20 protein-coding genes, 3 tRNA genes, 1 pseudogene and 1 other annotated feature are annotated in these 25,957 nt (G+C 53.3%); of the genes and pseudogenes, 22 read left to right on the top strand and 2 right to left on the bottom strand.

The features are described from left to right. Positions 1-38: 38 nt before the first annotated feature. From LKE88_RS13175 to dnaJ, 10 genes and pseudogenes are all read left to right on the top strand, one after another. A pseudogene (locus tag LKE88_RS13175) lies at positions 39-242 on the top strand (GntR family transcriptional regulator); the annotation flags it as partial. Positions 243-416: 174 nt separating this feature from the next. Then, positions 417-1,070 (top strand): GntR family transcriptional regulator, encoded by a 654-nt coding sequence (locus LKE88_RS04365; RefSeq protein WP_353937255.1) that lies wholly within the window; start codon positions 417-419, stop codon positions 1,068-1,070. A 255-nt stretch (positions 1,071-1,325) separates the two neighbouring features. Next, positions 1,326-2,597 carry an SLC13 family permease gene (locus tag LKE88_RS04360; protein ID WP_105327269.1) on the top strand — a complete coding sequence of 424 codons (1,272 nt, stop codon included), beginning with the start codon at positions 1,326-1,328 and terminating at the stop codon, positions 2,595-2,597. Positions 2,598-2,662: 65 nt separating this feature from the next. Beyond that, positions 2,663-3,562, top strand: coding sequence for a L(+)-tartrate dehydratase subunit alpha (ttdA, locus tag LKE88_RS04355; protein WP_105327270.1), 900 nt, complete (start codon positions 2,663-2,665; stop codon positions 3,560-3,562). Next, positions 3,562-4,182, top strand: a complete 621-nt coding sequence (gene ttdB, locus LKE88_RS04350) for a L(+)-tartrate dehydratase subunit beta (RefSeq protein WP_105327271.1) — start codon at positions 3,562-3,564, stop codon at positions 4,180-4,182. Before ttdA ends, ttdB begins: the two co-directional genes overlap by 1 nt. A 131-nt stretch (positions 4,183-4,313) precedes the next feature. Continuing rightward, positions 4,314-5,483, top strand: coding sequence for a radical SAM family heme chaperone HemW (gene hemW, locus LKE88_RS04345; protein WP_118286874.1), 1,170 nt, complete (start codon positions 4,314-4,316; stop codon positions 5,481-5,483). A 92-nt stretch (positions 5,484-5,575) separates the two neighbouring features. After that, on the top strand, positions 5,576-6,619 hold the full coding sequence (gene hrcA, locus LKE88_RS04340) for a heat-inducible transcriptional repressor HrcA (RefSeq protein WP_105327273.1): 1,044 nt from the start codon (positions 5,576-5,578) through the stop codon (positions 6,617-6,619). Positions 6,620-6,628: 9 nt separating this feature from the next. Beyond that, the gene (gene grpE, locus LKE88_RS04335; RefSeq protein ID WP_118286875.1) at positions 6,629-7,231 is read left to right on the top strand and encodes a nucleotide exchange factor GrpE; all 603 of its coding nucleotides are present in this window, start codon (positions 6,629-6,631) and stop codon (positions 7,229-7,231) included. A gap of 58 nt (positions 7,232-7,289) precedes the next feature. Next, positions 7,290-9,149, top strand: a complete 1,860-nt coding sequence (dnaK, locus tag LKE88_RS04330; protein WP_105327275.1) for a molecular chaperone DnaK — start codon at positions 7,290-7,292, stop codon at positions 9,147-9,149. A 22-nt stretch (positions 9,150-9,171) separates the two neighbouring features. Further along, a complete protein-coding gene (gene dnaJ / locus LKE88_RS04325; RefSeq protein ID WP_105327276.1) occupies positions 9,172-10,338 on the top strand; it encodes a molecular chaperone DnaJ in 1,167 nt (388 codons plus the stop codon). Between the two features lie 699 nt (positions 10,339-11,037). On the opposite strand, the gene LKE88_RS04320 is transcribed toward dnaJ, so the two are convergent. Together LKE88_RS04320 and LKE88_RS04315 are read right to left on the bottom strand one after the other, a co-directional pair. Beyond that, positions 11,038-11,928, bottom strand: coding sequence for an IS3 family transposase (locus tag LKE88_RS04320; RefSeq protein ID WP_255419934.1), 891 nt, complete (start codon positions 11,926-11,928; stop codon positions 11,038-11,040). A gap of 23 nt (positions 11,929-11,951) precedes the next feature. Further along, complete coding sequence (locus LKE88_RS04315; protein WP_105325742.1) at positions 11,952-12,713, bottom strand: helix-turn-helix domain-containing protein; 762 nt, start codon at positions 12,711-12,713, stop codon at positions 11,952-11,954. A gap of 433 nt (positions 12,714-13,146) precedes the next feature. On the opposite strand from LKE88_RS04315, the gene LKE88_RS04310 reads away from it, so the two are divergent. From LKE88_RS04310 to LKE88_RS04260, 12 genes are all read left to right on the top strand, one after another. Continuing rightward, complete coding sequence (locus LKE88_RS04310) at positions 13,147-15,612, top strand: U32 family peptidase (RefSeq protein ID WP_270441780.1); 2,466 nt, start codon at positions 13,147-13,149, stop codon at positions 15,610-15,612. Beyond that, positions 15,612-17,987 (top strand): endonuclease MutS2, encoded by a 2,376-nt coding sequence (locus tag LKE88_RS04305; RefSeq protein ID WP_105327278.1) that lies wholly within the window; start codon positions 15,612-15,614, stop codon positions 17,985-17,987. Before LKE88_RS04310 ends, LKE88_RS04305 begins: the two co-directional genes overlap by 1 nt. A 77-nt stretch (positions 17,988-18,064) precedes the next feature. Then, positions 18,065-18,257, top strand: a binding site (T-box leader). Between the two features lie 36 nt (positions 18,258-18,293). Then, on the top strand, positions 18,294-19,316 hold the full coding sequence (gene pheS / locus LKE88_RS04300; protein ID WP_105327279.1) for a phenylalanine--tRNA ligase subunit alpha: 1,023 nt from the start codon (positions 18,294-18,296) through the stop codon (positions 19,314-19,316). An 18-nt stretch (positions 19,317-19,334) separates the two neighbouring features. Continuing rightward, positions 19,335-21,770 (top strand): phenylalanine--tRNA ligase subunit beta, encoded by a 2,436-nt coding sequence (pheT, locus tag LKE88_RS04295; protein WP_118286928.1) that lies wholly within the window; start codon positions 19,335-19,337, stop codon positions 21,768-21,770. A 136-nt stretch (positions 21,771-21,906) separates the two neighbouring features. Then, positions 21,907-21,983, top strand: a tRNA-Asp gene (locus LKE88_RS04290). A 2-nt stretch (positions 21,984-21,985) separates the two neighbouring features. Then, positions 21,986-22,060: transfer RNA gene (locus LKE88_RS04285), tRNA-Gly, on the top strand. A gap of 1 nt (position 22,061) precedes the next feature. Next, positions 22,062-22,135, top strand: a tRNA-Trp gene (locus LKE88_RS04280). 604 nt (positions 22,136-22,739) lie between these two features. Then, positions 22,740-22,922 (top strand): polymorphic toxin type 50 domain-containing protein, encoded by a 183-nt coding sequence (locus tag LKE88_RS13170; protein ID WP_118286927.1) that lies wholly within the window; start codon positions 22,740-22,742, stop codon positions 22,920-22,922. Beyond that, positions 22,906-23,115, top strand: coding sequence for a hypothetical protein (locus tag LKE88_RS04275; protein ID WP_105327534.1), 210 nt, complete (start codon positions 22,906-22,908; stop codon positions 23,113-23,115). The genes LKE88_RS13170 and LKE88_RS04275 overlap by 17 nt, the downstream gene beginning before the upstream one ends. 815 nt (positions 23,116-23,930) lie before the next feature. Beyond that, entirely contained in the window at positions 23,931-24,083 is a 153-nt protein-coding gene (locus LKE88_RS04270; protein WP_158572327.1) for a hypothetical protein, read from the top strand. A gap of 124 nt (positions 24,084-24,207) precedes the next feature. Further along, positions 24,208-24,786: a TetR/AcrR family transcriptional regulator gene (locus tag LKE88_RS04265; RefSeq protein ID WP_105327325.1), complete on the top strand. Its 579-nt coding sequence runs from the start codon at positions 24,208-24,210 to the stop codon at positions 24,784-24,786. A 12-nt stretch (positions 24,787-24,798) separates the two neighbouring features. Beyond that, entirely contained in the window at positions 24,799-25,758 is a 960-nt protein-coding gene (locus tag LKE88_RS04260; RefSeq protein ID WP_105327326.1) for an epoxyqueuosine reductase, read from the top strand. Positions 25,759-25,957: the final 199 nt, after the last annotated feature.

The following is a 25,957-nucleotide window of genomic DNA, read 5'->3' as shown; positions in this document are numbered from 1 at the left end:
AGCAGGAAAGCTCCTTGACCTGTGAACTACACTAGGAAATGCACCAAGGAAGAAGCTGCGAGATTGATACAGGCCCAAGGGGGCCGCGGGAGATGAGCAAACCAATGGAAATGTATAAACCCACCCAAGAGGTGATTTACGAATCCATCAGGAACCAGATTTGCAAGGGGGAGCTGCAGCCTGGTACGGAATTAAAACAAGTGGAATTGGCCCAGCAGTTTGGGGTATCTAGAATGCCCATCCGGGAGGCGCTGCAGAACCTGCTGGCCTCCGGGCTGGCTACCCGGCTGCAAAACCGGCACGTGGTCATTGCGGACGATGCCCGCAAGCTGGCCCTGGAGGAGCAGGGCACGGAAACGGGGGAAGTGGACCGGCCCCGGGTGAAGGCGGAACAGACGGCGAAAACCCAGGTTCCCATGAACAAGATTCATTTACTGCCTGCCCGGGAGCAGGTGGCTGCCTATTTGCGCAAAGCCATTCTGCGCCAGGAAATCCGGGAAGGCACCATCTTGAACCTGGCGGATACGGCCAGACAGATGGGGGTGTCCGTGACCCCCGTGCGGGAAGCCTTGCAGCTGCTGGCGGCCCAGGGACTGGTCCGGCTGCGGCCCAATAAGGGCGCCGTGGTCATGGGCATCAACGAAAAGGCCATTCGGGATCATTTTGCCGTCCGTACCCTTTTGGAAGGGGAGGCGGCCGCCCTGGCGGCCCGGCCGGGCAGCGATATTTCCGAGGTGGAGGAAGTGTACGCCGCCATGAAAAAGTGCATGGAAGAACAGCGCTACAGCGAGTACACCCACTACAACGAAAGCTTCCACATGGCCATTTGGCAGGCCTCGGACAATCCCAAGCTGGCCCAGATTCTGGCCAGCCTGTGGAACGGGCTGTCCCTGGGCTTTTTGGTCAGCGAAAACGAATACTCCCAGATTTCCTTTGCGGAGCATACCAAATTCATGGCTGCCCTTAGGGCCCACGATGCGGCAAAGGCTCGGAAGCTCATGCGGGCCCATATGGAACGGAGCATGGAAAACCTCCTGACCAACTACCGGAATACGGCTAATAAAGGATAAATGGATTTTTTTGGCTGCACAGGAAATGGGGAATGTCCTTGTGCGGTAGAATAATAGGAATAACAGGCACTGTTCTAGTTTGCAAGACTAGGGCGGTGCCTTTATTTGTACCCAATTATGAGAAAATTCAAATGTGCGTGTTGACAGGAGAAAAAATTAGCGGTATATTATGGCTACGAAATGGATACATTATCACATATCACATATGTATCCAAAACAAACAACGGAAATCAACACCCTGAAGGAGGAATTGCCATGACCCCGATTTCCATCACCTTGCTTCTCTTGCTTTTTGTCATCATCCTATTCGTTACCGAGAAACTCCCCCTGGCCGTAACATCTATGATTGCCCTGATCACCCTGGTGCTCACCGGCGTGCTTTCCCCCAAGGATGCTTTTGCCGGCTTTGTGGACAATAACCTGATCCTGTTCGTCGCCATGTTCATCATCGGCGGTGCCTTCTTTGAAACCGGTATGGCCAACAAGACCGGCGGCATTGTTACCAAGTTTGCCCATTCCGAACGGGAACTGATTGTAGCCGTGATGACCGTTACCGGTCTCATGAGCGGGTTCCTGTCCAACACCGGTACCGCTGCGGTATTGATTCCCGTGGTTATCGGTATTGCCGCCAAATCCGGTTTTGCCCGTTCCCGTCTGCTCCTGCCGTTAATCTTCGCAGCAGCCATGGGCGGCAACCTGAGCCTTATCGGCGCTCCCGGCAACCTGTTGGGCAAATCCGCCCTGCAAGCCATCGGCGCTGACATCGGCTTCTTCGAATACGGGTATGTAGGCCTGCCCATCCTGGTGGTTGGCATTGCCTTCTTCGCCACTGTAGGCTACAAATTCCTGCCCAACAAGAAACCTGGTTCTGAAGGCGAAAGCGTGTACGACGAAGCCCAAGACTTCTCCTCCGTACCGGCCTGGAAGCAAAAAGCTTCCCTGATCATCATGGTACTCACCATCATCGCCATGATTTTCGAAAAACAAATCGGCATCAAATTCTATCTGTCCGGCTGCATCGGCGCCATCATCCTGGTAGCCACCGGCGTTATCTCTGAAAAACAAGCCTACAAATCCATCGACCTGCAAACCCTGTTCGTGTACGGCGGCACCCTGGCTCTGGCCAAGGCCCTGGAAAAAACCGGCGCCGGCGCCTACATTGCAGACTCCGTAATCGGCCTGTTGGGCTCCAACGCTTCTCCCTTCATGCTGCTGGCTGTAGTGCTGCTGCTGTCCTGCGTCATGACCAACTTCATGAGCAACTTTGCTACCGCAGCCCTCTTGATTCCCATCAGCCTGAACATCTCCGCTGCTATGGGCGCTGACCCCAAAGCTGTTATCGTAGCTACGGTTATCGGCAGTTCCCTGGCCTTTGCCACTCCTATCGGCATGCCGGCCAACATGATGGTCTTTGCCCCCGGCGGGTACACCTTTAACGACTACGTGAAGGCGGGCTTGCCCATGGTAATCGTAGGCTATATCGTCTCCCTGATTCTGCTTCCCATCTTGTTCCCCTTCTACCATTAAGGAACAAGTACCTGAAATAGAGTATCCCAACCCATTTTGATTGTCCCAATAAGGAGGAAATGAACATGTCCAAAGAAGAACAAGTAAAACAGATGACCGACATTATGGCCAAATTTGTAGGCTATACGGCCAAGGTGCTGCCCGATGATGTAGCAGCCAAATTAAAGGAATTGGCATCCAAGGAAACGGTGCCCATTGCCAAGCTGCTGTATGAAACCTACGCCAAGAACCAGGAACTGGCCAAAAAGCTGGATCGTCCGTCCTGCCAGGATACCGGCGTGCTGCAATACTTTGTAAAATGCGGCCAGAACTTCCCCCTGATCGGCCAGCTGGAAGGCCTGCTGAAAGAAGCTACCGTACAGGCTACCTTTGCTACCCCGCTGCGCCACAATAGCGTAGAAACCTTTGACGAATACAACACCGGCAAGAACGTGGGCAAAGGCACTCCTACCGTATTCTGGGAAATCGTTCCGGACTCCGACACCTGCGAAATCGACACCTATATGGCTGGCGGCGGCTGCACCCTGCCGGGCCATGCCATGGTACTGATGCCGGGCGAAGGCTATGAAGGCGTTACCAAGTTCGTGCTGGAAAGAATGTACACCTATGGCCCCAATGCCTGCCCTCCTTTCCTGGTTGGCGTAGGCGTAGCCACCTCCGTGGAAACCGCTGCCCTGCTGTCCAAGAAAGCCCTGATGCGTCCTTTGGGCACCCACAACCCCAACCCCAGAGCTGCTGAAATGGAAGACCTGCTGGTGGACGGCATCAACAAGATTGGCCTGGGACCCCAAGGCATGACCGGTTCCGCTTCCGTATTGGGCGTGCACATCGAAAACACCGCCCGTCACCCGTCCGCTATCGGCGTAGCCATCAACATCGGCTGCTGGAACCATCGCCGCGGCCACATTATTTTCGATAAAGACCTGAACTACACCATCACTTCTCACAAGGGGGTACAATTATAATGGCTAATAAAATCGTTCTGCATACACCTATTAAATCCGAAGACCTGGTTGACCTGAAGATTGGCGATATCGTCTACCTGACCGGCAAGATTACCACCTGCCGGGATGTAGCCCACCGCCGGCTGATTGAAGAAAAGAGAGCCCTGCCCGTAAACCTGGAAGGCGGCGCTATTTTCCACGCAGGCCCCATCGTTCGCCCCATCCCTGGCAGCGAAGACCAATACGAAATGGTATCCATTGGACCTACCACTTCCATGCGTATGGAAAAGTTCGAAAAAGCCTTCATTGAACAAACTGGCGTAAAGCTGATTGTGGGCAAGGGTGGCATGGGCCAAGACACCATGGAAGCCTGCAAAGAACACAAAACCATTTTCTGCGTATTCCCTGCTGGCTGTGCTGTAGTTTCCGCTGTGCATTTCAAGAAAATCATTGATGCCCAATGGAAAGACCTGGGTATGCCGGAAACCCTGTGGACCAGCGAAGTAGAAGAATTGGGACCCTTGATCGTGGCTGTAGATACCCACGGCGGCAACCTGTTTGAAGAAAACAAGAAGCAATTCAAGGCCACCGCTGAGAAAGTCTATGAAGACATCAGCAAACACGTAGGTTTCATTAAATAAAGTAAGATGGGTACAAAAAAGTCATGCTGCGGCATGGCTTTTTTGTTTTACTGCCGCCGTTTTCTCCCCGGTCCCATTTGTGCTACAATAGGTAGGAACTTGCGAAATGTACAGAAAGAGGGGAGAACTCCATGCGGCCACGCTGGCAATTGTACCAAGGTATCTACATTCATATTCCTTTTTGCGTCCATAAATGCTGCTATTGTGATTTTGCTTCCTATCAGATCCAGTCTCCCCAGGTAATGGAAGCGTATACCCGGCGGCTGGTGGAGGAAATTCGCGCCTATGAGCCGGACCTGCCGCTGAGCCCTACGGCTACCATCTACTTTGGCGGTGGTACGCCCAGCGTCCTGCCCCCGGAGCTGCTGGCCCAAATTGTCCAGGCCCTGAAGGACCGGAGGTTCTGGCAGCACCCGGCAGAGGCTACCCTGGAAGCCAATCCGGGCACGGTAACCCTGGAAAGTCTCCGGGCCTATCGCCAGCTGGGCTTTGACCGGCTGAGTATGGGAATCCAATCCTTCCAGCCCGGGGAGCTGGCCCTGATGGGCCGTATCCACACGGCAGAGGAGGCGGCGGAGGCTGTGCAGCTGGCCCGGGAGGCCGGTTTTGCCCGGATTAGCGGGGACTTAATCTACGGGTATCCCACCCAGACCCTGGCGGGAGTCCAGGATTCCCTACAGAAGCTGATTGCCACCGGCGTGGACCATATTTCCGTCTACGGCCTGACTGTAGAGGAGGGGACCCAGCTGGAGCGGCAGCTGGCCAAGGGGCAGCTGAGCCTGCCCCCTGACGAGGCGGTGGACGCCATGTACGACTACCTGATGGACGCCCTGCCCCAGGCCGGGTACCAGCGCTACGAAATCGCCAACTTCGCCCGGCCCGGCCAGGAGTCCCTCCACAACCAGGTATACTGGCATTACCTGCCCTATATGGCCTTTGGCTGCGGGGCCTGCCGGTTTAATGGTAAGCGTCGGGAAACCAATCCTGCGGGTATCCGGGAATATATTGAAGGAAAACCCCTGGAAGTGGAAACCCTCACCCCGGAAATCCGTCGGGAGGAGCTGGTCTTTATGAGCCTGAGAACCCGGCAGGGGCTGAACCTGATGGAGTTTCAGGAGCGCACGGGAACGGCCTTCTTTCCCTTTTATGAAACAGCCTGGGAGGAGTGCCAATCCCGGGGCTGGCTGGAGCAGGAGGGGGACAATATCCACCTGACGCCCCAGGGCATGCGCTTTGGGAATCTGGCCTTTGAGACTTTTCTCACGGTGCCGCCGGAGGCTAAAAAAGAAAAAAATATTTAGTCAAAAGTATTGACAATTTGACTAAATAGGTGTATCTTTACCATTAGATGTTAGCACTCCAATGGTTTGAGTGCTAACAATCTAGAAAAGAGATGATTACAGTGCTAAGTGACCGCAAGAAAAAAATACTTCAACTCATCATTGAAGATTATATCGAAACGGCTGAGCCTGTAGGATCTCGCACCATCGCCAGAAAATACAACCTGGGAATCAGCCCCGCTACCATCAGGAACGAAATGTCCGACCTGGAGCTTTTGGGCTATTTGGAGCAGCCGCACACTTCGGCTGGCCGGATTCCCTCCGCAGCAGCCTACCGCTACTACGTGGATTCTCTGGTGAAACCGGACACCCTCTCACCCAATGATGTGGCGCTGATCAACAGCTGGTACCGGGAACGGGTACACAGCATCGACGACATTTTTCAGTCCACCGCCAAGATATTATCCAGGATGAGCAAGAACGTGTCCGTGGTGCTGGCCAACAAGGACCGGGAAAGTGCTTTTTCCTATATCCGGTTCCTGCCCCTGAATGAGCATCAAGCCATTTTGTGCATCGTAGAAGATGACGGGCAGATGGATAATGGTGTAATCCAAATCCCTGCCGGCATGAGCAAGATGGAAATGGATGCCCTGGCAGAACGGGTGACCAACAGACTTCATGGGATGAAGCTGAACGATATCACCGATGCGGTTCTGCAAGAAGTGCGCGACACCCTCCAAGGGGACAAAGCCCTGTACGTTTCCCTGATCAAGGGAATCCGGCAAATGCAGTCCGGACAAAGTGAGGACAAGATGTTCCTGGGAGGCACCAAGCAGCTGCTGAGCCAGCCGGAATTTCGGGATCCAGAACGGATCAAGGAGCTGCTCAGCGTCCTGGAAGAGGAGCAGATGCTCAAGGATATGCTGAAAGCGGACAGTGCCCATTCGGGCATGCGCGTGACCATTGGCAGCGAAAACAAATTCTCCGGCATTCAAGATTGCAGCATGATTCAGGCCACCTACCGGCTGAACGGACAGGTGATTGGAACCCTGGCCGTACTGGGGCCAACCCGCATGGAGTACAAGAAAGTAATTTCCGTTATGGATTACCTGCATGATTACCTACGGGTGGTTATGAGTAAAATAGACGAAAAGTAGGGAGGAACTATGGTAGAAGAACAGCAGAAGGTAAAAGAAGAAACTACTGCCGCAGCTGAAACTGAAGCACAGGCACAAGCCGCCGCACAGGCTGCTGAAAAGGCAGATGCCAAGGCCCAGACTGAGGACGGCAAAGCAGAAGCCGTGGATCCCAAGGATGCCAAGCTTGACGCACAGGCCAAGGAAATCCAGGACCTGCAAAACCGTCTTTTAAGATTGCAGGCAGATTTCGATAACTTCAGAAAGCGCAACAATGAAGAACGGGAACAGCTGAGCCAGTTTGTTACGGCCCAGGTTTCCAAGGAGTTTTTGAAGGTGCTGGACAACTTCGAACGGGCGGAAGAAAGCCTGAAGAACTCCACTGATACCAGCGCCATCCAAGTGGGGATGGAAAAAATCCACAAGCAGTTTGAAAAAGCCCTCAAGAATCTGTCCATCGAGGAAATTCCTGCGGAAGGAAAACCCTTCGATCCCAACATTCATGAGGCCGTTATGCAGGGCGGGAACCCTGACCTGCCGGATGAAAGCGTGGATCTGGTCCTGGAAAAGGGCTACAAGATCGGCGACAAGGTCATCCGCCATTCCAAGGTTCGTGTTGTGCGTAACTCTTAATCAATAGATAACCTTTGCGTAAAGCGTAAGAAGCGAGATTTGACAGGAGGAATTCATTATGTCTAAGATTATAGGTATTGACTTAGGTACCACCAACTCCGTTGTAGCCGTTATGGAAGGCGGCGAACCTACGGTAATCACCACCCAGGAAGGCGGCCGTCTGACTCCTTCCGTTGTAGGCTTCACCAAAAATGGTGAAAGACTGGTAGGCCAGCTGGCCAAACGCCAGGCTGTGTCCAACCCGGAACGGACCATCAGCTCCATCAAACGGCACATGGGCACCAAATACACCGTGACCATTGATGGCAAGGACTACACCCCGGAACAGATTTCTGCCATGATTCTGGAAAAGATGAAGGGCGATGCAGAACGCTACCTGGGCGAAAAAGTAACGGAAGCCGTTATTACGGTTCCTGCCTACTTCAACGACAGCCAACGGCAGGCCACCAAGGACGCTGGCCGGATTGCCGGTTTGGAAGTAAAACGGATTATCAACGAACCTACCGCAGCTGCACTGGCTTACGGCATTGATAAGACCGATGACCATACCATCCTGGTTTATGACCTGGGCGGCGGCACCTTCGATGTGTCCATTTTGGAACTGGGCGACGGCGTATTCGAAGTAAAATCCACCAACGGTGATACCCACCTGGGCGGCGATGACTTCGACCAGCGCATCATGAACTGGATGACCGACGAATTCAAGAAAGACACCGGCATTGACCTGACCGGCGACAAGATGGCTATGCAGCGGATTCGTGAAGCTGCTGAAAAGGCCAAGATTGAACTGTCCAACATGCTGACCACCAACATCAACCTGCCGTTCATTACCGCAGGCGCCAATGGCCCGCAGCATCTGGATATGGACCTGACCAGAGCCAAATTTGACGAAATGACCAGCGACCTGGTTGACCGGACCATCGACTGCACCCACAGAGCCCTGTCCGATGCTAACCTGAGCCCCAAAGACATCAACAAGATTCTGCTGGTAGGCGGTTCTTCCCGTATTCCTGCTGTTCAGGAAGCCATCAAGAGAACCCTGGGCCAGGATCCTGCTCACGGCGTAAACCCTGATGAATGCGTTGCTATGGGCGCTGCCATTCAGGCCGGCGTACTGGCAGGCGATGTAAAAGACGTTCTGCTGCTGGATGTTACTCCTCTGTCCCTGGGTATTGAAACCATGGGCGGCGTAATGACCAAGATCATTGACCGGAACACCACCATTCCTACCTCCAAGAAACAGGTATTCTCCACCGCTGCTGATAACCAGCCGGCTGTAGATATCCATGTACTGCAAGGCGAACGGGAAATGGCTGCCGACAACAAGACCCTGGGTCGTTTCGAACTGGGTGGCATTCCTGCTGCTCCCCGGGGAGTACCTCAAATCGAAGTTGCTTTCGATATCGATGCCAACGGTATCGTTAACGTAAGCGCCAAGGATTTGGGCACCGGCAAGGAACAAAAGATTACCATTACGTCTTCTGGCAGCCTGAGCAAGGAAGAAGTGGACAAGATGGTGAAGGAAGCTGCTGCCAACGAAGCAGCCGATAAGAAACGCAAGGAAGCCGTTGAAGCCAAGAACCAGGCTGATACCCTGATCTACCAGGCTGAAAAGACGGTAAAAGATATGAACGGCAAGGGTCATGACGACCTGGTGAAGAAGGTAGAAGACGCCATCGCTTCCCTGAAGGAAACCCTGAAGTCCGACGATACCGACAAAATTAAAGCTGGTACCGAAGCCCTGCAAAAACCGCTGTATGACCTGTCCGCAGAACTGTACAAACAAAACCAGAACACCGGTGCTGGTGCCGGCGCAGGCGCTAATGCTGGCGCAGGTGCAGGTGCCCAAGGCAGCGAAAGCAAGAAAGCCGACGACGATGTAGTTGACGCTGAAGTTGTGGACGACGACAAGAAATAAGCTTTCCTAGAGGGAGATACTGATGGCAGACAAGAGAGATTATTATGAAGTGCTGGGTGTGTCCAAAAACGCAACCGCAGATGAGCTGAAGAAGGCTTATCACAAACTGGCACGTAAGTATCATCCTGATCTGAACAAAGACAACCCCGAGGCAGCGGAGAAGTTCAAGGAAGCCAACGAAGCCTACAGCGTACTCAGCGATCCCCAAAAGAGAGCCGCCTATGACCAATACGGCCATGCGGCTTTCCAGAACGGGGGAGGCGCCGGGGCTGCTGGCGGGAACCCCTTCCAGGGTTTCCAGGGCTTTGGCGGCGGCTTTGGCGGCGAAGGCATGGACGACATCTTCAATATGTTCTTTGGCGGAGCAGGCGGCCGCAGCCGGAGTCAGGCTGACCGGGGCCCGCGCCAGGGTTCGGATTTGCGGATGGATATGCAGATTACCTTTGAGGAAGCTGCCTTTGGCACCGAAAAGAAGGTTCGCCTGAACCGGGAGGAGGAGTGCTCGGACTGTCATGGTACGGGTGCTGCTCCCGGCAGCGAGCCGGAGGTCTGCCCTCAATGCCATGGTACAGGGGAGATTCGGGTTACCCAGAATTCTCTCTTTGGCCAGGTGGTCAACGTGCATACCTGCCCCAAATGTAATGGTACGGGCAAGATTGTCACCAACCCCTGCAAGTCCTGCCATGGTACTGGCCGGGTAAAGAAGAAGAGAGAACTGAAGGTCAAGATTCCTGCGGGCGTGGATAATGGATCCCGGCTGCGGGTTGGCGGCGAAGGGGAAGCAGGCTTCCGGGGCGGACGCCCTGGGGATCTGTACGTATACCTGTACGTGAAACCCCACAAGTTCTTTGAACGAGATGGTACTACGGTCACTTGTGAAGTGCCTATCAGCATTGTCCAGGCAGCCCTGGGCGATGAAATCAAGGTACCGACCCTGTATGGCCAGGTTACGGTGAAGATTCCGGAAGGGACCCAGCCCAATAAGGTGCTGCGCCTGAAAGGAAAAGGGATTCCCAGCCTGCGTACAGGACAAAAAGGCGACCAGCTGGTACGGGTAAAGGTGGTTGTGCCTACGGGCCTCAGCGATGGACAAAAAGATGCACTGAAGAAGTTCGCAGAAGCCGGCGGCAGCAACATCAACCCGGAAGAAAAAAGCTTTATGAACAAAATAAGAGATTTGTTCAAATAGGATTGAAACAGGACCGTTCCTTGAGGAGCGGCCCTGTTTTTTTCTGGGTGCAAATGGAAAATGGGTAGCCAAACAAAACACAAAGCAATTAATTATAAAAACACTAAGAAGAATATTATGTGTTTGGACCGCAGAAATACAAGGAGTTTGACATATCGAGCGTTTTGTTATATTTATTTCACAATTAATTCAAAAAATAGGGGTTTATTTTTTGCGGCTAATGCGTTATACTTTAACTGTAACAGGGATTACCCCTCCTTGTTACATCTTCCCCATCAAATCATCATAAACAACTTCCTTTCGAAAAAGAGCTTTCTGCTTCCCCAGGCAGAAGGCTCTTTTTCTGTCCGGAGTTTGTCCGGGTGAGGTGTAGTGCAATCCGCGGACATTTTTGGGGGGATTTGAAAGGAAAAAATTAAACTTCCTTAGTGGTTCGCAGCTAGCTGTTCATCTGCACTCAAAGAGCTTGATTCACAGACTGCTATCACATGGTTCACATTAACCAAGAATCCCTTTGAAAAATTGTTGGACTCTTAGATGTGAGCGCAACGCTTTAAAGGGGGGGTGCCCAAACGGTTTTCAGTTCTTCTCAATACTAATACTACAGTTCAGTTAGCAGCTGATCAGTAGTGGCTTGAATGCCTTCTGCAAGCGTGGTGTGCTCCCCGTCAAGTAGACAGTTCCTAATAATATAAACCTCTACGCCGCCATTTGGTAGCTATTATGTTTTTGCATAGGGGTCAAACGGCCCAAATTCCGCTGCAAACGGCCACTGTTGTAATACTCCATGTAGTTATTAATCATCGTTACCAAAGCTTTACGGCTGTCGAAGTCACGAGTATAGTACCGTTCTCTTTTCAGCATGCCCCAGAAGCCTTCCATCGGGCCATTATCAATGCATTTTCCTATCCGTGACATACTCTGCGTCATACCAGCATCTAGAATCATCTTGCGGAAATCCCTGCAGGTGTATTGGAATCCCCGGTCAGAGTGAAACAGGGGATGCGCGCCAGGGTTTTTCAACAATGCCTTATTGAAGGTATTGAATACCAAATTTTTATCGTTCCGGTTGCTTATCACATAGGAAACAATTCGTCTGTCATACAGGTCAATAATCGCGCTCAGATATACCTTATGCACAACTACCCCCTCATAGTAGTGAAATTCTGAGACGTCAGTACACCATTTCTGGTTAGGGGCATCGGCTTTAAATTCCCTATTCAAGATATTTTCTGCAATGTATGCAGGATCTATTGCACGCTGGGTGCAGCCCTTAGGGGCATATTTAATCGTAGACTTTATATTTATCACTCGACAAAGATGAAGAACGCGACCGTCACCAATTGCTATTGGTTTCGTGTCAGGATAGATCTTCTTATTTGGGGCTCGTAAGTCATCAGCTATTCGTCTGTACCCTTTAGCTGGGTCAGCCTTGTATATCTCTTCTATTCTTTTAGCAATTTCCTTGTCGTCAATTTCGCGTGCTGAAGGCTCTCTATGAAGCCATTTGTAGTAGCCGGCCCGGGACACTTTTCCCAATTTGCACAGGCCAAGAATAGGGTAATTCTTTTCAGCGTGCAGTTCTTTAATGGCTTCATAAATGGCTCCATATCTTATTTGTGTGAATCCCGCCTCCTTTCCACAATATCGAGTTTTTTTAGGAAATCAATCTCCATATCCTTGGCTTTGAGTTTTGCATTAGCCAGTTTGAGTTCAGCTTTCATACACTCATATTCTGTAGGGGCTTCTTCAGGGACTTCTACTGGCTTCCTGTGTCCGCGCCCATCTATGAGTCCTTCGGTATTGTACTTATTATATTTTAAGACGTAATTTCTGACTTGCTGGTAGGAAACCTTAAACTTTTCAGCGGTTTCATGGTAAGCATTCCCGTTTTCAATGCAGTATTTTACGATTTCAACGCGCTCGTCAAAGGTCGTTTGTCTAGCTTTAGTCATGATCTTGGCACCTCCAGTACCCGAACTTTTTAGTTCCTCATGACTATTATACTTCTTTAACCAGTCTCTGATTTGACGAGAACTTTTTAATCCGTATTTTTGTACCAGCTGGGACATAGTCGTTTCGCCCTTAAGATATTCCTCTACGCATTGGATCTTAAGATCAGCAGAATAACTTTTAACCTGTCTTTTGTTAAATACCTCAGGACCATTTCCTATATATTCATCTACCCAATACTGTACTGCTTTCCAGTGAACCCCTAACCTTTTTGCAGAAACCATTGGTGATTCTTCATGAGCAAGAACAGCTTTGACAGCCTTTAATTTATCCTCTGCACTGACTTTCGATATAGACATTTTACATACTCTCCTTTCAACGAATCCAGGAGGTTTAACTATATGCCAGTCTACTTTATTCATAGCATACCAGCGTGGAGAAGGTGTCGCCGGGAGGCGACGGATGAGGTTTAAACCCCATATTTATGGCTACATTTTAACAAACTTCCTCAGTCAGTCCTACGGACTGCCAGCCCCTACAACGTTTTGCGGCCGCATCCAAACAGCCCGACAAATTCTGCAAGTGGCTGTTTGGTCAATAAGGCCCATGCGATAGCTGCCTGCAAAGCAAGTCCTTAGGACGCAGCTGCGCAGCTAGCAGCAAACCGCTCAGGGGCCAGTCTTAGGCCATACTGGCCATGTGTAGAACGGGTATTGAGAAAGCATCATAGTACGTAGATGATTGCAATATCCATTTTTTACCCCTCACAGGTTGCCGTGGAACTCCCTGACCAATTATGGTAAAATAATAAGTCAGAGTCTAATTTGAGGAAACCTGTCATATAGGAGAATATTCATGGAAAGAAATGATATAGAATTACTGGCCCCGGCTGGCACCTGGGAAGCCTTGGAAGCTGCCGTTAACGCTGGCGCCAACGCCGTCTACCTGGGAGGCAGCAGCTTTGGTGCCCGGGCCTACGCCGACAACTTCGGTCCCGACGAACTGAAGCGGGCCATGGAGTTTGCCCATCTGCACGGGGTGCGGATTTTTGTTACGGTAAATACCCTGGTGGACGACGAGGAAATGCCCGCCCTGGGGGATTACCTGACCTTTTTGAGCAATATCGGTACCGACGGCATCATCGTCCAGGATATGGGCGTTATCCGGCTGGCCCGGAAAGTGGTGCCGGAGCTGCTCCTTCACGCCAGCACCCAGATGACCGTTACCAATTCGGCCGGTGCTATTTTCACCTGCCACGCTGGCATGGTCCGGGCGGTGCCTGCCCGGGAAACCACCCTGAAGGACCTGAAGACCATCTGCGAAAAGACCCCGGGAGAGATTGAGACCTTTATGCACGGCGCCCTGTGCATCTGCTACTCCGGCCAGTGCCTGATGAGCAGCCTGATCGGGGGCCGCAGCGGCAACCGGGGCCGGTGTGCCCAGCCCTGCCGGCTGCCCTATACCCTGGTGGACAAACAGGGGGAGGACCTGCTGAGCCACGTAGATGCAGGCCATTACCTTTTGAGTCCCAAGGACCTGAATACCCTGGACGTGCTGCCCCAGCTCATTGAGGCAGGGGTGCGCTCCTTTAAGATTGAAGGCCGGATGAAGCGGCCGGAATACGTGGCAGTGGTTACGGATATTTACCGCCGGGCCATTGACAGCTACTTTGCCGGCAACTACCACGTGCCCGAGGAAGATCGGAAGAACATCGAACAGATTTTCAACCGGGACTTTACCACGGCCTACCTGGAAAAGAAGCCGGGCCGCACCATGATCAGCGACCGCCGGCCCAACAACCGGGGCGTGCTTATTGGCCGGGTGGCTTCCCTGTCCAAGGACTTTGCTACGGGAACCATCAAGCTGGACAAGGACCTGCACCTGGGCGACGGCCTGGAGTTCTGGGTCAGCGTAGGGGGCCGGGTAGGGACCACGGTGGAAAAAATGAAATGCGGAGGCAAGGAAACGGCGGCGGCCCGGGCCGGCAGCCAGGTGACCATCGCCGTACCCCGGGGCATCCGGTTAAACGACCGGGTGTTTCGGACCTATGATAACGAACTGATGCAGTACGCTGCCCAGTTCTTTGGCCCTGAGCACAAGCACCGGCTGCCGGTAAGCGTACTGGTCACCGCCCATTTGGGCCAGCCCATGATCGTGACCATGACCGATGAGGACGGCAACCAGGGCTATGGCCAAACGGAATTTATTGTGGAAAAGGCCCGGAAACACGCCCTGGACGAAGCCGCAGTCCGGAAACAGATTGACCGGTTGGGAACCACCGAGTTCTCCCTGGGCGAGCTGATTCTGGAAGTGGATGACGGGGTCATGGTGCCCATGAGTGAAATCAACGAAGCCCGGCGCCTGGCGGCAGAGCAGCTGACCCACAACCGGCTGGAGGCCTTCCTGCCCAGCCGGAAGAAGGTCACCTGGCAGAACGCCTGGCTGAAGGAGCGGGAAAACCATACCCTGCGCAAGCACAGCGAACTGGCGGTCCATGTGGATACCCTGGAAAAGGCCAAGATTGCCCTGGATGCCGGCGCCGATGTGCTGATTCTGGGCGGGGACAGCTACAGCCTGCCCCTGCTCCGGGCCCAGGACTACCAGACCGTGGCCGGCTGGGCCAAAACCAGGGGCAAGCAGTGGGTGGCCGCCACCTCCCGGATTGTCAGCGAAGGCCAGCTGGGCTACTTTGCCCATGCGTTTAAGGAATGGAAAGAGTGGGGCGCGGACGGGTTCCTCCTGGCCAATAATGGTCTGGTGGAAATGGCCCGGGAAACCGGCGTTCCCCTGTGGGCCGATTACGGCCTGAATATCTTTAACAGCCAGAGCATCTTGTTCTGGCTGGAACAGGGCTTTGCCGGCGTCACCCTGTCACCGGAACTGACCCTTGCCCAGGTAGGGGGCCTGGTGCGGAAATCCCCGCTGCCGGTGGCCTGCCTGGCGGAAGGGGCCCTGGAAATGATGGTGTCCGAATACTGCGTCACCGGCAGTTTCCTGGGGCACCTGGACAAGGGCAGCTGCAGCTATCAGTGCAAGCAGCCCACCTACCTGGAAGACCGGAAGAAGGAACACTTCCCCCTGAAGCAGGACCAATACGGCCGGATGCACGTGCTGAACGGCCATTTCCTGTCCATGCAGGCCCATGTAAAGGATATGGAAAAACTGGGCATTGCCCAACTGCGCCTGGACCTCCGGAGCTACACCCCGGAAGAAGTAGGAGTGACGGTAGCTACCTACCGGGGGCTTCTGGACGGGGAAAGCCGGGTGGAGGAGAATCCGCCCCATACCACCCGGGGACATTATTTTAGAGGAGTCTTATAATGGCCAGATTTGCCGTAAATACACTGGAATTTGATAAAGTCAAAGAAATGCTGGCAAAGGAGGCCGGTACGTCCCTGGGACGGAAACTGGCCCTGGAGCTCCAAAGCTCCTCCAGCTTTGAAAAAGTGAAACTGGCCCAGGAAGAAACCGCCGAAGCCCTGCGGCTTTTGGAGGAAGGCCAGCGCCTGCCCCTAGGCGGCATGAGCGATATTACCGCCATGGTAAAGCGCACCCGGGTGGGGAGCATCCTGGAGCCGGAAGAATTCAAGGCCATTAACGATACCATTGAAGGGCTCCAGCACCTGAAAAAGTTTCTGGTGGAACTGGAGGACGACTACGCAGCCCTTCGGACCTACGGCCCGGAGCTGGGGGATTTCTCCCGGCTGATGAAGCAGTTAAACTCCGCTTTGGACGAAAAAGGGGATATCAAGGACAACGCCTCCGTGAAGCTGGCCGGCCTGCGCACCGGCATTCTGGTGGCCAAAAACCGGGTGAAGGATAAGTTAAATGCCATCCTCCACGACCCCAACAACCAGAAGTACTTCCAGGACGCCCTGGTTACCATGAGAGAGGAACGGTACGTTATTCCCATCAAGCAGGAATACCGGCTGAACTTCCCCGGGGTGGTCCACGACCAGTCTTCCACCGGGGCCACCCTGTTCATCGAGCCTATGGCGGTGGTGAACCTGAACAACGACATCAAGAAGTACCACCTGGAGGAGCAGGCGGAAGTGGAACGGATTCTGCGGAACCTGACCAGCCACGTGGGGGCTGAGGCGGACAATATTCTGAGCTCCCTGGACGTAGCTGCCAAGGTGGACCTGATTTCCGCCAAGGCCAATATGGCCCAGCACCTCCACTGCTGCCGGCCTATGATGGGTACGGCCCAGCGGGTGCGCATTACCAAGGGCTGCCATCCCCTTTTGGATCCCCAAAAGGTGGTGCCCCTGGACATTACTCTGGGGGACGGCTTTACCACGCTTCTCATTACCGGCCCCAATACCGGCGGTAAGACGGTAGCCCTTAAAACCGTGGGGCTTTTTGCTCTGATGGCCCAAGCGGGGCTCTTTGTACCTGCTCAGGAAGCGGTGCTGCCGGTCTTTGGCGGGGTCTATGCGGACATTGGCGACGAGCAGAGCATCGAGCAGAGCCTGTCCACCTTCTCCGGCCATATGAAGAACATGATCAGTATCCTGGACGAGGTCCGGGAAGGGGACCTGGTGCTGGTGGACGAAGTGTGCGTGGGGACCGACCCCACCGAAGGTGCGGCCCTTGCCATGAGCATGATCCAGTACCTGTACGACAAGCACGTGCTCACCATTATGACCACCCACTACAGCGAACTGAAGACCTTTGCCTACGAACACGAGGGCATGGAAAATGCCAGCGTGGAATTTGACCCGGAAACCCTGCGGCCTACCTACAAGCTGCTGATGGGCGTGCCGGGCAGCAGCAACGCCTTCTACATCAGCCAGCGGCTTGGCCTGCCCCAGGAAATCCTGGACCGGGCCAAAACCTTCATCGGGGAAGGGCACAGCAATATGGAACGGGTGCTCCAGAACCTGGAAGGGGAACGCCGGGAATACGAAAGCCGGAAGGAAGAAATCGAAACCCTCCGCCGGGAAACGGAATACCTGCGCAACGAGCTGGTCCACCAGAAAAACGAGCTGGATAAGAGCAAGAACGCCATCCTGCGCAAGGCCCGGGAACAGGCCGACGAACTATACCGGAACGCCCGGAAGGAAAGCACGGCCATTCTGAAGGAACTCCGGGCCAACCAGAATATCGTGGAAACCACCAAGGTGGAAGAACTGGCGGAACTGTCCCGGAAAATCCTGAACAAGAACTTCTCCATTGACGGCAAACCGGTGCCGGAAGGTCAGGGGCTCACCAGCGGAAACGCCGCCGTGGGCAAGCACGTGTACGTGAAGAAGCTGGGCCAAAGCGGGGTCATCGCTGCCATTAACGGCAATGAGGTCACCGTCCGCATTGGCATTATGAAAATGAACGCCCGGATGAAGGACTGCCTGCTGCTGAAGGAAGAAAACCAGCCGGCCAAAACCTCCACCCATAAGACCCTGCGCCGGACCACCAGCCAGAGCCATAACCTGTTTGTGAAGAAGGCCCAGGACGCCACGGTCCAGATTGATGTCCGGGGCAAAACCGTGGACGAGGCCATTCCCTATGTGGATAAGGCCATCGACGATGCGCTTCTGGCCGGCATGGAACGGTTCCGGCTGGTCCATGGCAAGGGCACGGGCATGCTGCGCAAGGGGCTTACTGAGTACCTGAACCAGCATCCCAACGTGAAGAAAACGGAAATCGCTCCCCAAAGCGAAGGCGGCTTCGGTGCCACCATTGTGTACGTGAAATAGGGAGCTGTACAGAAACCAAAGAAATATTGCGGTTCCTGCCCCGTCATGTTATAATATAGGGCATGAACGAATTTCATACTTGTGCGATGAACAAGAGAGTAGCTTGCAGTGGAAAGGCACAGAGAGTGCGGAACAGGTGAAAGCCGCACCCGGACCGGCAGGTGAAGTTCACTTGGGAGCATTCGGGCTGAACGGAGTAGGCCCGGCGCTGGCCCCGTTACCGGCTAAAGAGTACAAAATAGGGTGGTACCGCGAACCTTCGCCCCTAACCAGGGGTGGAGGTTTATTTTTTTAGGAGGCGTTGCTATGAGTGACAAGCTGCAGGAATTGCGGGAAAAGATCCAAAAGGATCTGAGTGAAGTAAAGAGCGTAGAAGACCTGAAAAATATCCGTGTGCAATACCTGGGCAAGAAGGGGGCCTTGACCTCCATTCTTCGTACCCTGGGGGACGTGGCTGCGGAAGAACGGCCGAAAATCGGCAAAATGGTCAACGAAGTCCGGGCCAAGATGGAGGAACGGATCAACGAACAAATGAAGGTGCTGGAAGCCCGTCAAATGGAAGAAAAACTGGCTGCCGAAACCTTGGATATTACCCTGCCCGGCCGTCAGCCGGCTTTGGGGCACCTGCATCCGGTAACCCAAACCCTGCGGGAAATCAAGAAAGTCTTTATGCATATGGGGTTTGAGGTGGAAGAAGGCCCGGAAGTGGAAACCGACTATTTCAACTTTGAAGCCCTGAACCTGCCCAAGGACCATCCGGCCCGGGATATGCAGGACACCTTCTACATCACCGAAGATATTCTGATGCGTACCCAGACCTCCGGCGTCCAGGCCCGGACCATGCAGCAAAGACCGGGGAACACCCCCATCCGCATGATCTGCCCCGGCACGGTATACCGGAACGACTACGACGCCACCCATTCTCCCATGTTCCATCAGGTGGAAGGCCTGGTGGTGGACAAGAACATCAGCCTGGCTGACCTGAAGGGCACCCTGGAACTGTTCTGCAAGGAAATGTTCGGCTCTTCGGTAAAAATCCGCCTGCGCCCCAGCTTCTTCCCCTTTACGGAACCTTCCTGCGAAGTGGATATCAGCTGCGTGATCTGCGGCGGCTCCGGCTGCCGGGTCTGCAAGAACTCCGGCTGGCTGGAAATTCTGGGCGCCGGCATGGTGCATCCCAACGTGCTGCGCATGAGCGGCTATGACCCGGACAAGGTCAGCGGCTTTGCCTTTGGTATGGGCGTAGAACGGATTGCCATGCTGCGCTACGGCATCGATGACCTGCGTCTGTTCTTTGAAAATGACCTGCGGTTCATCCGCCAGTTTTAAATAGGAGGCAAAGCGAATATGTTAGCATCGATCAATTGGTTAAAACAATATGTAGATATTACCCTCTCTCCTGAAGACCTGGCGGAGAAACTGACCCGGGCCGGCCTGGAAGTGGAGCAGGTCATTCACCTGGGCAAGGGCCTGGAAGGCGTTATTACCGGTAAGGTGGCCCAAATCGAGCGCCACCCCAACTCCGACCATTTGTGGGTGTGCCAGATGGATCTGGGCCAGGGAGAACTGGTACAGATTCTCACTGGTGCCCAGAACGTGAAGCAGGGGAACCTGGTGCCGGTGGCGGTGGTAGGCTCCACGCTGCCCAAAGGCATGACACTCAAGAAAGCCAAAATGCGCGGCTTGGATTCTAACGGCATGCTGTGCAGCGCCGAGGAACTGGGCATTGATGCCAAACTCCTGCTGCCTGAACAGCGGGAAGGCATTTTCATTCTGCCGGATACCACTCCCATCGGCGTGGACGTCAAGGACCTGCTGGGCCTTAACGACGTGGTGCTGGATATTGACCTGACCGCCAACCGGGGCGACTGCTTCAATATGCTGGGCCTGGCCCGGGAAATTGGGGCACTCACCAAGGTACCCGTGCGGCTGCCCGAACTGTCCACCTTGGACGCTGCCGGCGGCAACGTGGCAGACCTGGGCAAGGTTTCCATCGAATGCCCGGACCTGTGCTCCCGGTTTGCCCTGCGTATGGTAAAGAACATCAAGGTTACCGAATCTCCGGAATGGATGCAGAAGGTGCTGCGGGCTGTGGGCATCCGTCCCATCAGCAATGTGGTGGACGTGACCAACTACGTGATGATGGAACTGGGCCAGCCCATGCATGCCTATGACTACGACCAGGTGAAGGACCATACCTGGATTGTCCGCCGGGCCAAGGAAGGGGAAACCCTGGTGACCTTGGACAGCCAGAAACGGGACCTGACCCCGGATATGATTGTTATCGCTGACCCGGAAAAGGCCATTGGCCTGGGCGGCGTAATGGGCGGTCTGGCTACGGAAGTGACGGACAAGACCGTGAACGTCATGCTGGAATCCGCCACCTTCCATGGTCCCACCATCCGCCGCACCTCCAAAGCCCTGGGCCTGCGCAGTGAAGCCTCCCAGCGGTTTGAACGGGGCGTGGATACCATTACCGACCACGATGCCCTGAACCGGGCGGTGCACCTGTTGGAAGAAATGGGTGCCTGCCAGTCCGTGGCCGGCATTGTGGAAGCCTACCCGGTGGAAGTAAAACCGGTGGAAATCAAGGCTGTGCCCGCTGCCCTCCGGGGACGCATTGGCATGGACATTTCCGATGCCGAAATGGAAGAAATCCTCACCAACCTGAACTTTACCGTCAACAAGGAAGCTGACGGCTCCTGGCGGGTAATCGTGCCCACCTGGCGTAAGGACTGCACCTGTGATGCGGACCTGAGCGAAGAAGTGGCCCGGATGTACGGCTACGACCGGCTGCCCTCCACGCTGCCCCAGCTGGATATGGCAGGCGGCGGCCAGGCTCCTGTAGAAGACGTGAAGGACACCATGCGGGATTACCTCACCGACTGCGGCTTGAACGAAATCATGAGCTACACCTTTATCAACGCAAACTGCTTTGACAAGCTGGGCCTTCAGGCAGACGACGCCCGGCGCCAGGCAGTGCAGATTATGAACCCCATCAGCGATGACTTTAAGACCATGCGCACTACCATGGTGCCCAGCCTGCTGAACACCGCTGCCTACAACCAGGCCCGGCAGAACGACCGGATTGCCCTGTTTGAAGTGGGCCGGGTATTTATCCCCAAGGGCCTGCCCATTACGGAGCAACCGGAAGAAAAGACCCGCCTGTGCATTGCCCTGAGCGGCCGCCGGAACGAACTGAACTGGACGGAAAGCAAGGACAGCTTCGACTTCTTTGATCTGAAGGGCGTTTTTGAAGGCCTGATGGAAAAACTCCAGGTCACCGGCCTGACCTACCGGGCTGCCGATGAACCCTTCCTGCATCCTGGCAAGAGTGCCTACATTGTCTATAACGACAACGTCATCGGCTTTTTGGGTGCTGTCCATCCCCAGGTCCAGGAACGCTTTGGCCTCAGCAGCGAAACCTACGTACTGGAATGCGACGTCAACTGCCTGACCGAAGCCGCCAAACGGGTGCCCCAGTTCACCCATATTCCCCAGTTCCCCAACACCTCCCGGGATATTGCCGTAGTGGTGCCCCAGGAAGTATCCGCTGCCGACCTTCAGGAAGAAATCCGCAGCCAGGCAGGGCCGCTGCTCACCAGCGTCAAACTGTTTGACGTGTACACCGGTAAACAGGTGAAGGAAGGGTGCAAGTCCGTAGCCTTTAGCCTGACCTTCCAGGACCTGAATAAGACCCTCCAGGACCAGGAAATCGATCCTATCATCAAGAAGGTAGTGGACCATGTCCAAACCACCTTCCAGGGCATTTTGAGAGACTAGGGTACAGCAAAACTCAATTGAAAAAGTGGCAGAAAAAAGGCAAGAAAAAAACTAAAAAAAATTTAATTTTTCTCTTGCCAAACCTGCCCAACTATGATAATATATACACCTGTCAGGGAACTGACAAAAAACAAATGGCCCAGTAGTTCAGTTGGTTAGAATGCCGCCCTGTCACGGCGGAGATCGTCGGTTCGAGTCCGTCCTGGGTCGCCAATGCGGAAGTAGCTCAGTGGTAGAGCACCACCTTGCCAAGGTGGGGGTCGCGAGTTCGAATCTCGTTTTCCGCTCCACAGGAGTATAGTTCAATGGTAGAGCTACGGTCTCCAAAACCGTCGATCTGGGTTCGAATCCTAGTACTCCTGCCATTAGAATTGAACGATTTGGCAGCTGGCCAAATCAAAGATATAGTGCTTTAGAAAAAAGCGAAACCCCATCTGCTTGCAGATGGGGTTGTTTTTTGCGTGTGGGGAATGGGGGGGATTAAGGAGCTGCACAAGGTGCCATGCTTTTTGCGGCGCTGGCGCCGCAATTGCCTTCTCCTTAACAGTGTGCTGCTTGGCGCGCACTGTTAAGGGGAAGGAAAAGACCCGCTCTGGCCGCAGAGCGGGTCTAGGATGGGGCTCACCCGGGACTGTTGGCAGACTGAGTCCGCACTGCCAGCAAATGGAAAAATAGAAAAAGCCCTTCAGATAGCGGCGAATGTAATTACAATCTTGACCGGATTAATTACGATAATCGCTTATCTGAAAGGCTAACACAGAGCAAGGGACAGGGCACTGCCCTTCCCCTTCTTCATTTTCATTATAGTATTAGGAACGAAAAAAGCTACCTGTTTTTTTAGGTAGTGCTGGCTGGTCCTTAGCGAGGAATTTCCTGCGCAGGCTGAACTAGCACAGTTGATGCAGATCTACTGAGAAAATGTTGACATATACAGAATTGGTTAATAAGTACCAATGAACCGGGGAAATAATGTATAATAAAAGTGGAAAATGGAATTATTCTGAAAGAATTATAGGAAATAAGGTAGTTGGCCGGTTGCGTGACAGAAGAACAGAGAAAGAATCAGATACTACGGGCTTTACAATCCATTATCCAAAGAAAGGAACTCCTATCTTGCCAAGGTGGGTGAACGAGAATGAAAAAACTATATGATTATTTAAATCAAAATGTAGAACTAACTGATGTAAATGGAAAAATTTGGAAGGGGTATGTAGCTGATTATTATCCAGCTGGTGAAATTGAAGACGAGGAAGATGAATCTATTATTTTGGAATTTCCCGGAGTAAAGGATAGGTGCTATAGGTTCTATATAGAGGATATCAAATCAATAGAGAAAATTAATTAGGTCCCCTGCTTCGGCAACAGGCTTTTCTTATGCCTGATTGGACGTATGAAAGAGGCGCTAACAGTAATGTTAATAGGGGACAGGAGCGAACTATTGTATGTATTGATGCGCAGACTGAAATAGTACAACCAAAATGGGCCGCTGATTTACTGCTAGAAAAGTTGACCGCTATGGCAAAAAAACAAGTCGAAAGAAGGGAATGCCGTTAAGCATTCATTGTTTGTTTTATAACATTGTTTTCTTTGGTGAGCAATTGATAATTTTCCACTGTATTTTCATTGTAATACTATTTATTTGTAATAATTTAGCCGTGAGGCAGAAATCCCAATGGACCACTGCTTGCCATGTATTTGCAATCGCCCCCTTTATAGGTAACAACATGTCAAAGTTCATTATGCGGTAGATAAGTTTGGCAAGATATGGTCAGCAGAGTATAATGGGTAAAAATGATAGAACCTCACTAGGCTAAGTGCTTATGAGGAGAAATTGATTTGGCATATATTTGTGATGATCCTATATGTGACCCAGTATGCGATTTTTGCTGGTTTTGTGAGCACGATGAAAACGGAGTTCCTGTTTTTTGCAAAAAGGGCAAGGAGGACAATTTTGGTGAAGGCCTGGGGTATTGCGATGAATTTCGATGTGCATTACACGAGTCGAACCCTTTTAGCAAAGATGCCTCTAAAACAAAATAAGCGTATGTATTTTCCATCTTTTTGCTTCCTGCAACTCCCTCTTGAGAAATTCTCCTTAACGGTCTAGACTGTAATTGACGACGGGGCTGGGGTTTATGCTGCTCGGGAGGTGAATTGCAAGTGAAGCTGAAGTTCACGGATCTGTGTATGGTGGTTCTGGCGGTGGGGGTGTACTACGCTGAGGTGGAGCAATATCTGCGGTACGGGGTATGGTTCCTGTGCGGGTTTTATATTCTCGGCCGGCTGCTGGAGCTGGTACGGAAAACGAAATAACGGGTTTAGGGCAGGAGTCAGGGCAGCAGTCAGGCTGCGTTTTGGCTCCTGCTTTTTTATGGGAATTTCTTTCTTGACAAAATAGACCGATTGGTTTATTTTATAACAAGCGAGGAGGGATACTATGAAAAAAGGGGAAGCAAGCAAGGAGCATCTCATTGTCTGCGCTGGGGATTTGTTTTGGCGCAATGGTTATGAGGCAACGGGTTTAAGCGATATTTTGAAGGCCTCGGGGCTGACCAAGGGGTCCTTTTATTTTTATTTCAAATCCAAAGAGGAACTGGCGGCAGCGGTGGTGGGCTATTACCACCGGGTGGTTTTTGAGTGGCTCCAGGGCTTTGCAAAGGCTGCGGCTTGGGAGACTTTTGTTCCCCGGTTTATGAAGCCCATGCAGGAGGGGGCGGCTGCCGGCAGGCATTATGGCTGTCCTATTGCGGTGGTGGGCATGGAGGTGGCCTTTTCCCATCCGGAACTGGGAAAGACCTATATGGCCGCGATGGAGGAGCTGCAAAGGCTTTTTCAACAGGTTCTCCTGCAATCGGGGCTGACCCAGGAGCAGGCAGGGCCTTTGGCCGCCCGGCTCTTTGCCCTTTACGAAGGGGAACTGCTGCTGTTTCGGCTGAGCAGGGACCCGGAGCGTCTGGTGGAAATGGAACAGCAGCTGCTGGCTGTGTACCGGGAATATAGAAAGCAGTATTGCTAGAAGGGTGGAACAATGGAAAAGAACATAACGGGAGCTGCCATTCATGCAGCGGCTCTGGAATATGGCTATGACAACTGCGGGGTGATTCCCCTTTCTGCACTAGAGGGCTACGGCGAGAGGCTGCGGGAACGGGAAGCCAAGATTCCGGAGAGCAAGGCGGTGTATCAGGGACTTAGCGGGTTTACCCGGTTGCAGGAGGATTATCCCTGGGCCAAAAGCGTGCTGGTCTGCACCAACTGGCTGGGCAAGTACCGTTTTCCCAAGGAGCTCCAGGGCAAATACGCCAAGTCCTTTCTGCTTTCGGCGGATTCCCTGCCGGACAGCCCCCAGCGCCAGCAGAAGCTGGCTTTTGAAGCCTGGCTGACGGAGCAGGGAGTGCGGTTTTTGGGTGGGGAAACCCACCTGCCGGCTCGGATCCTGCCCTTGCGGTATGCGGCGGTGGCAGCGGGGCTGGGGATTTTTCGCAAGAACAATTTTTTCTACGGGGAAAAGGGCTCCTATTATGAACTGGAAGGGTACCTGCTTGACGTTTCCTGCGAGTACCGGGAAAGCCACAATCTCAGGCCCTGCGCCGATACCTGCAAGGCCTGCCAGAACGCCTGCAAAACCCACGCCCTGTGCGGGCCCTACACCATGAATCCCCTGTCCTGTGTGTCCTTTTGGACCACCTTTGGCGGGGGCCAGGTGCCGCCCCATTTGACGGCGGAGCAGTTTGGCTCCTGGATTTGCGGCTGTGATGCCTGTCAGGACGCCTGTCCCTACAACTGCCGGCAGGATTGGCAGCAGGGGGAACCGGTGCCGGAGGTGGAGGCGGCAAAAGAGCTGCTGCTGCCGGAAAACCTGCTCCAGGCGTCGCCTGAGGCTCTGGTGGAACAAGTGGTGCCCCTGATGGCAGACCATATCCGGCCGGAGGAAACAGGAACTCTGCGCACCTGTGCCGCCCGCTGCCTGGAAAACGAGGCAAGAGCCTAGAATACTTTATAAGAAACACCACCTGAGGGGCTGCTGTCCTTTGGGTGGTGTTTTTTCGTGGGCCGATTCCGGGGCACAGCTTCTTTACTCTCACCAAAGCTGTGGAAACAATTCACGCAAATTTGTGCAAAAGGGTAACTTTTTGGCCGAAACATTTGCAAAATGTCAAAAAGTCAAATATAATAGAGTACAAAGGAGG

It is taken from the genome of Acidaminococcus hominis (assembly GCF_022484025.1).
Classification (GTDB): Bacteria; Bacillota; Negativicutes; order Acidaminococcales; family Acidaminococcaceae; genus Acidaminococcus; species Acidaminococcus hominis.
Note: the sequence above shows the minus strand (reverse complement) of the source record. Positions and strands in the feature narration are given on the sequence as shown.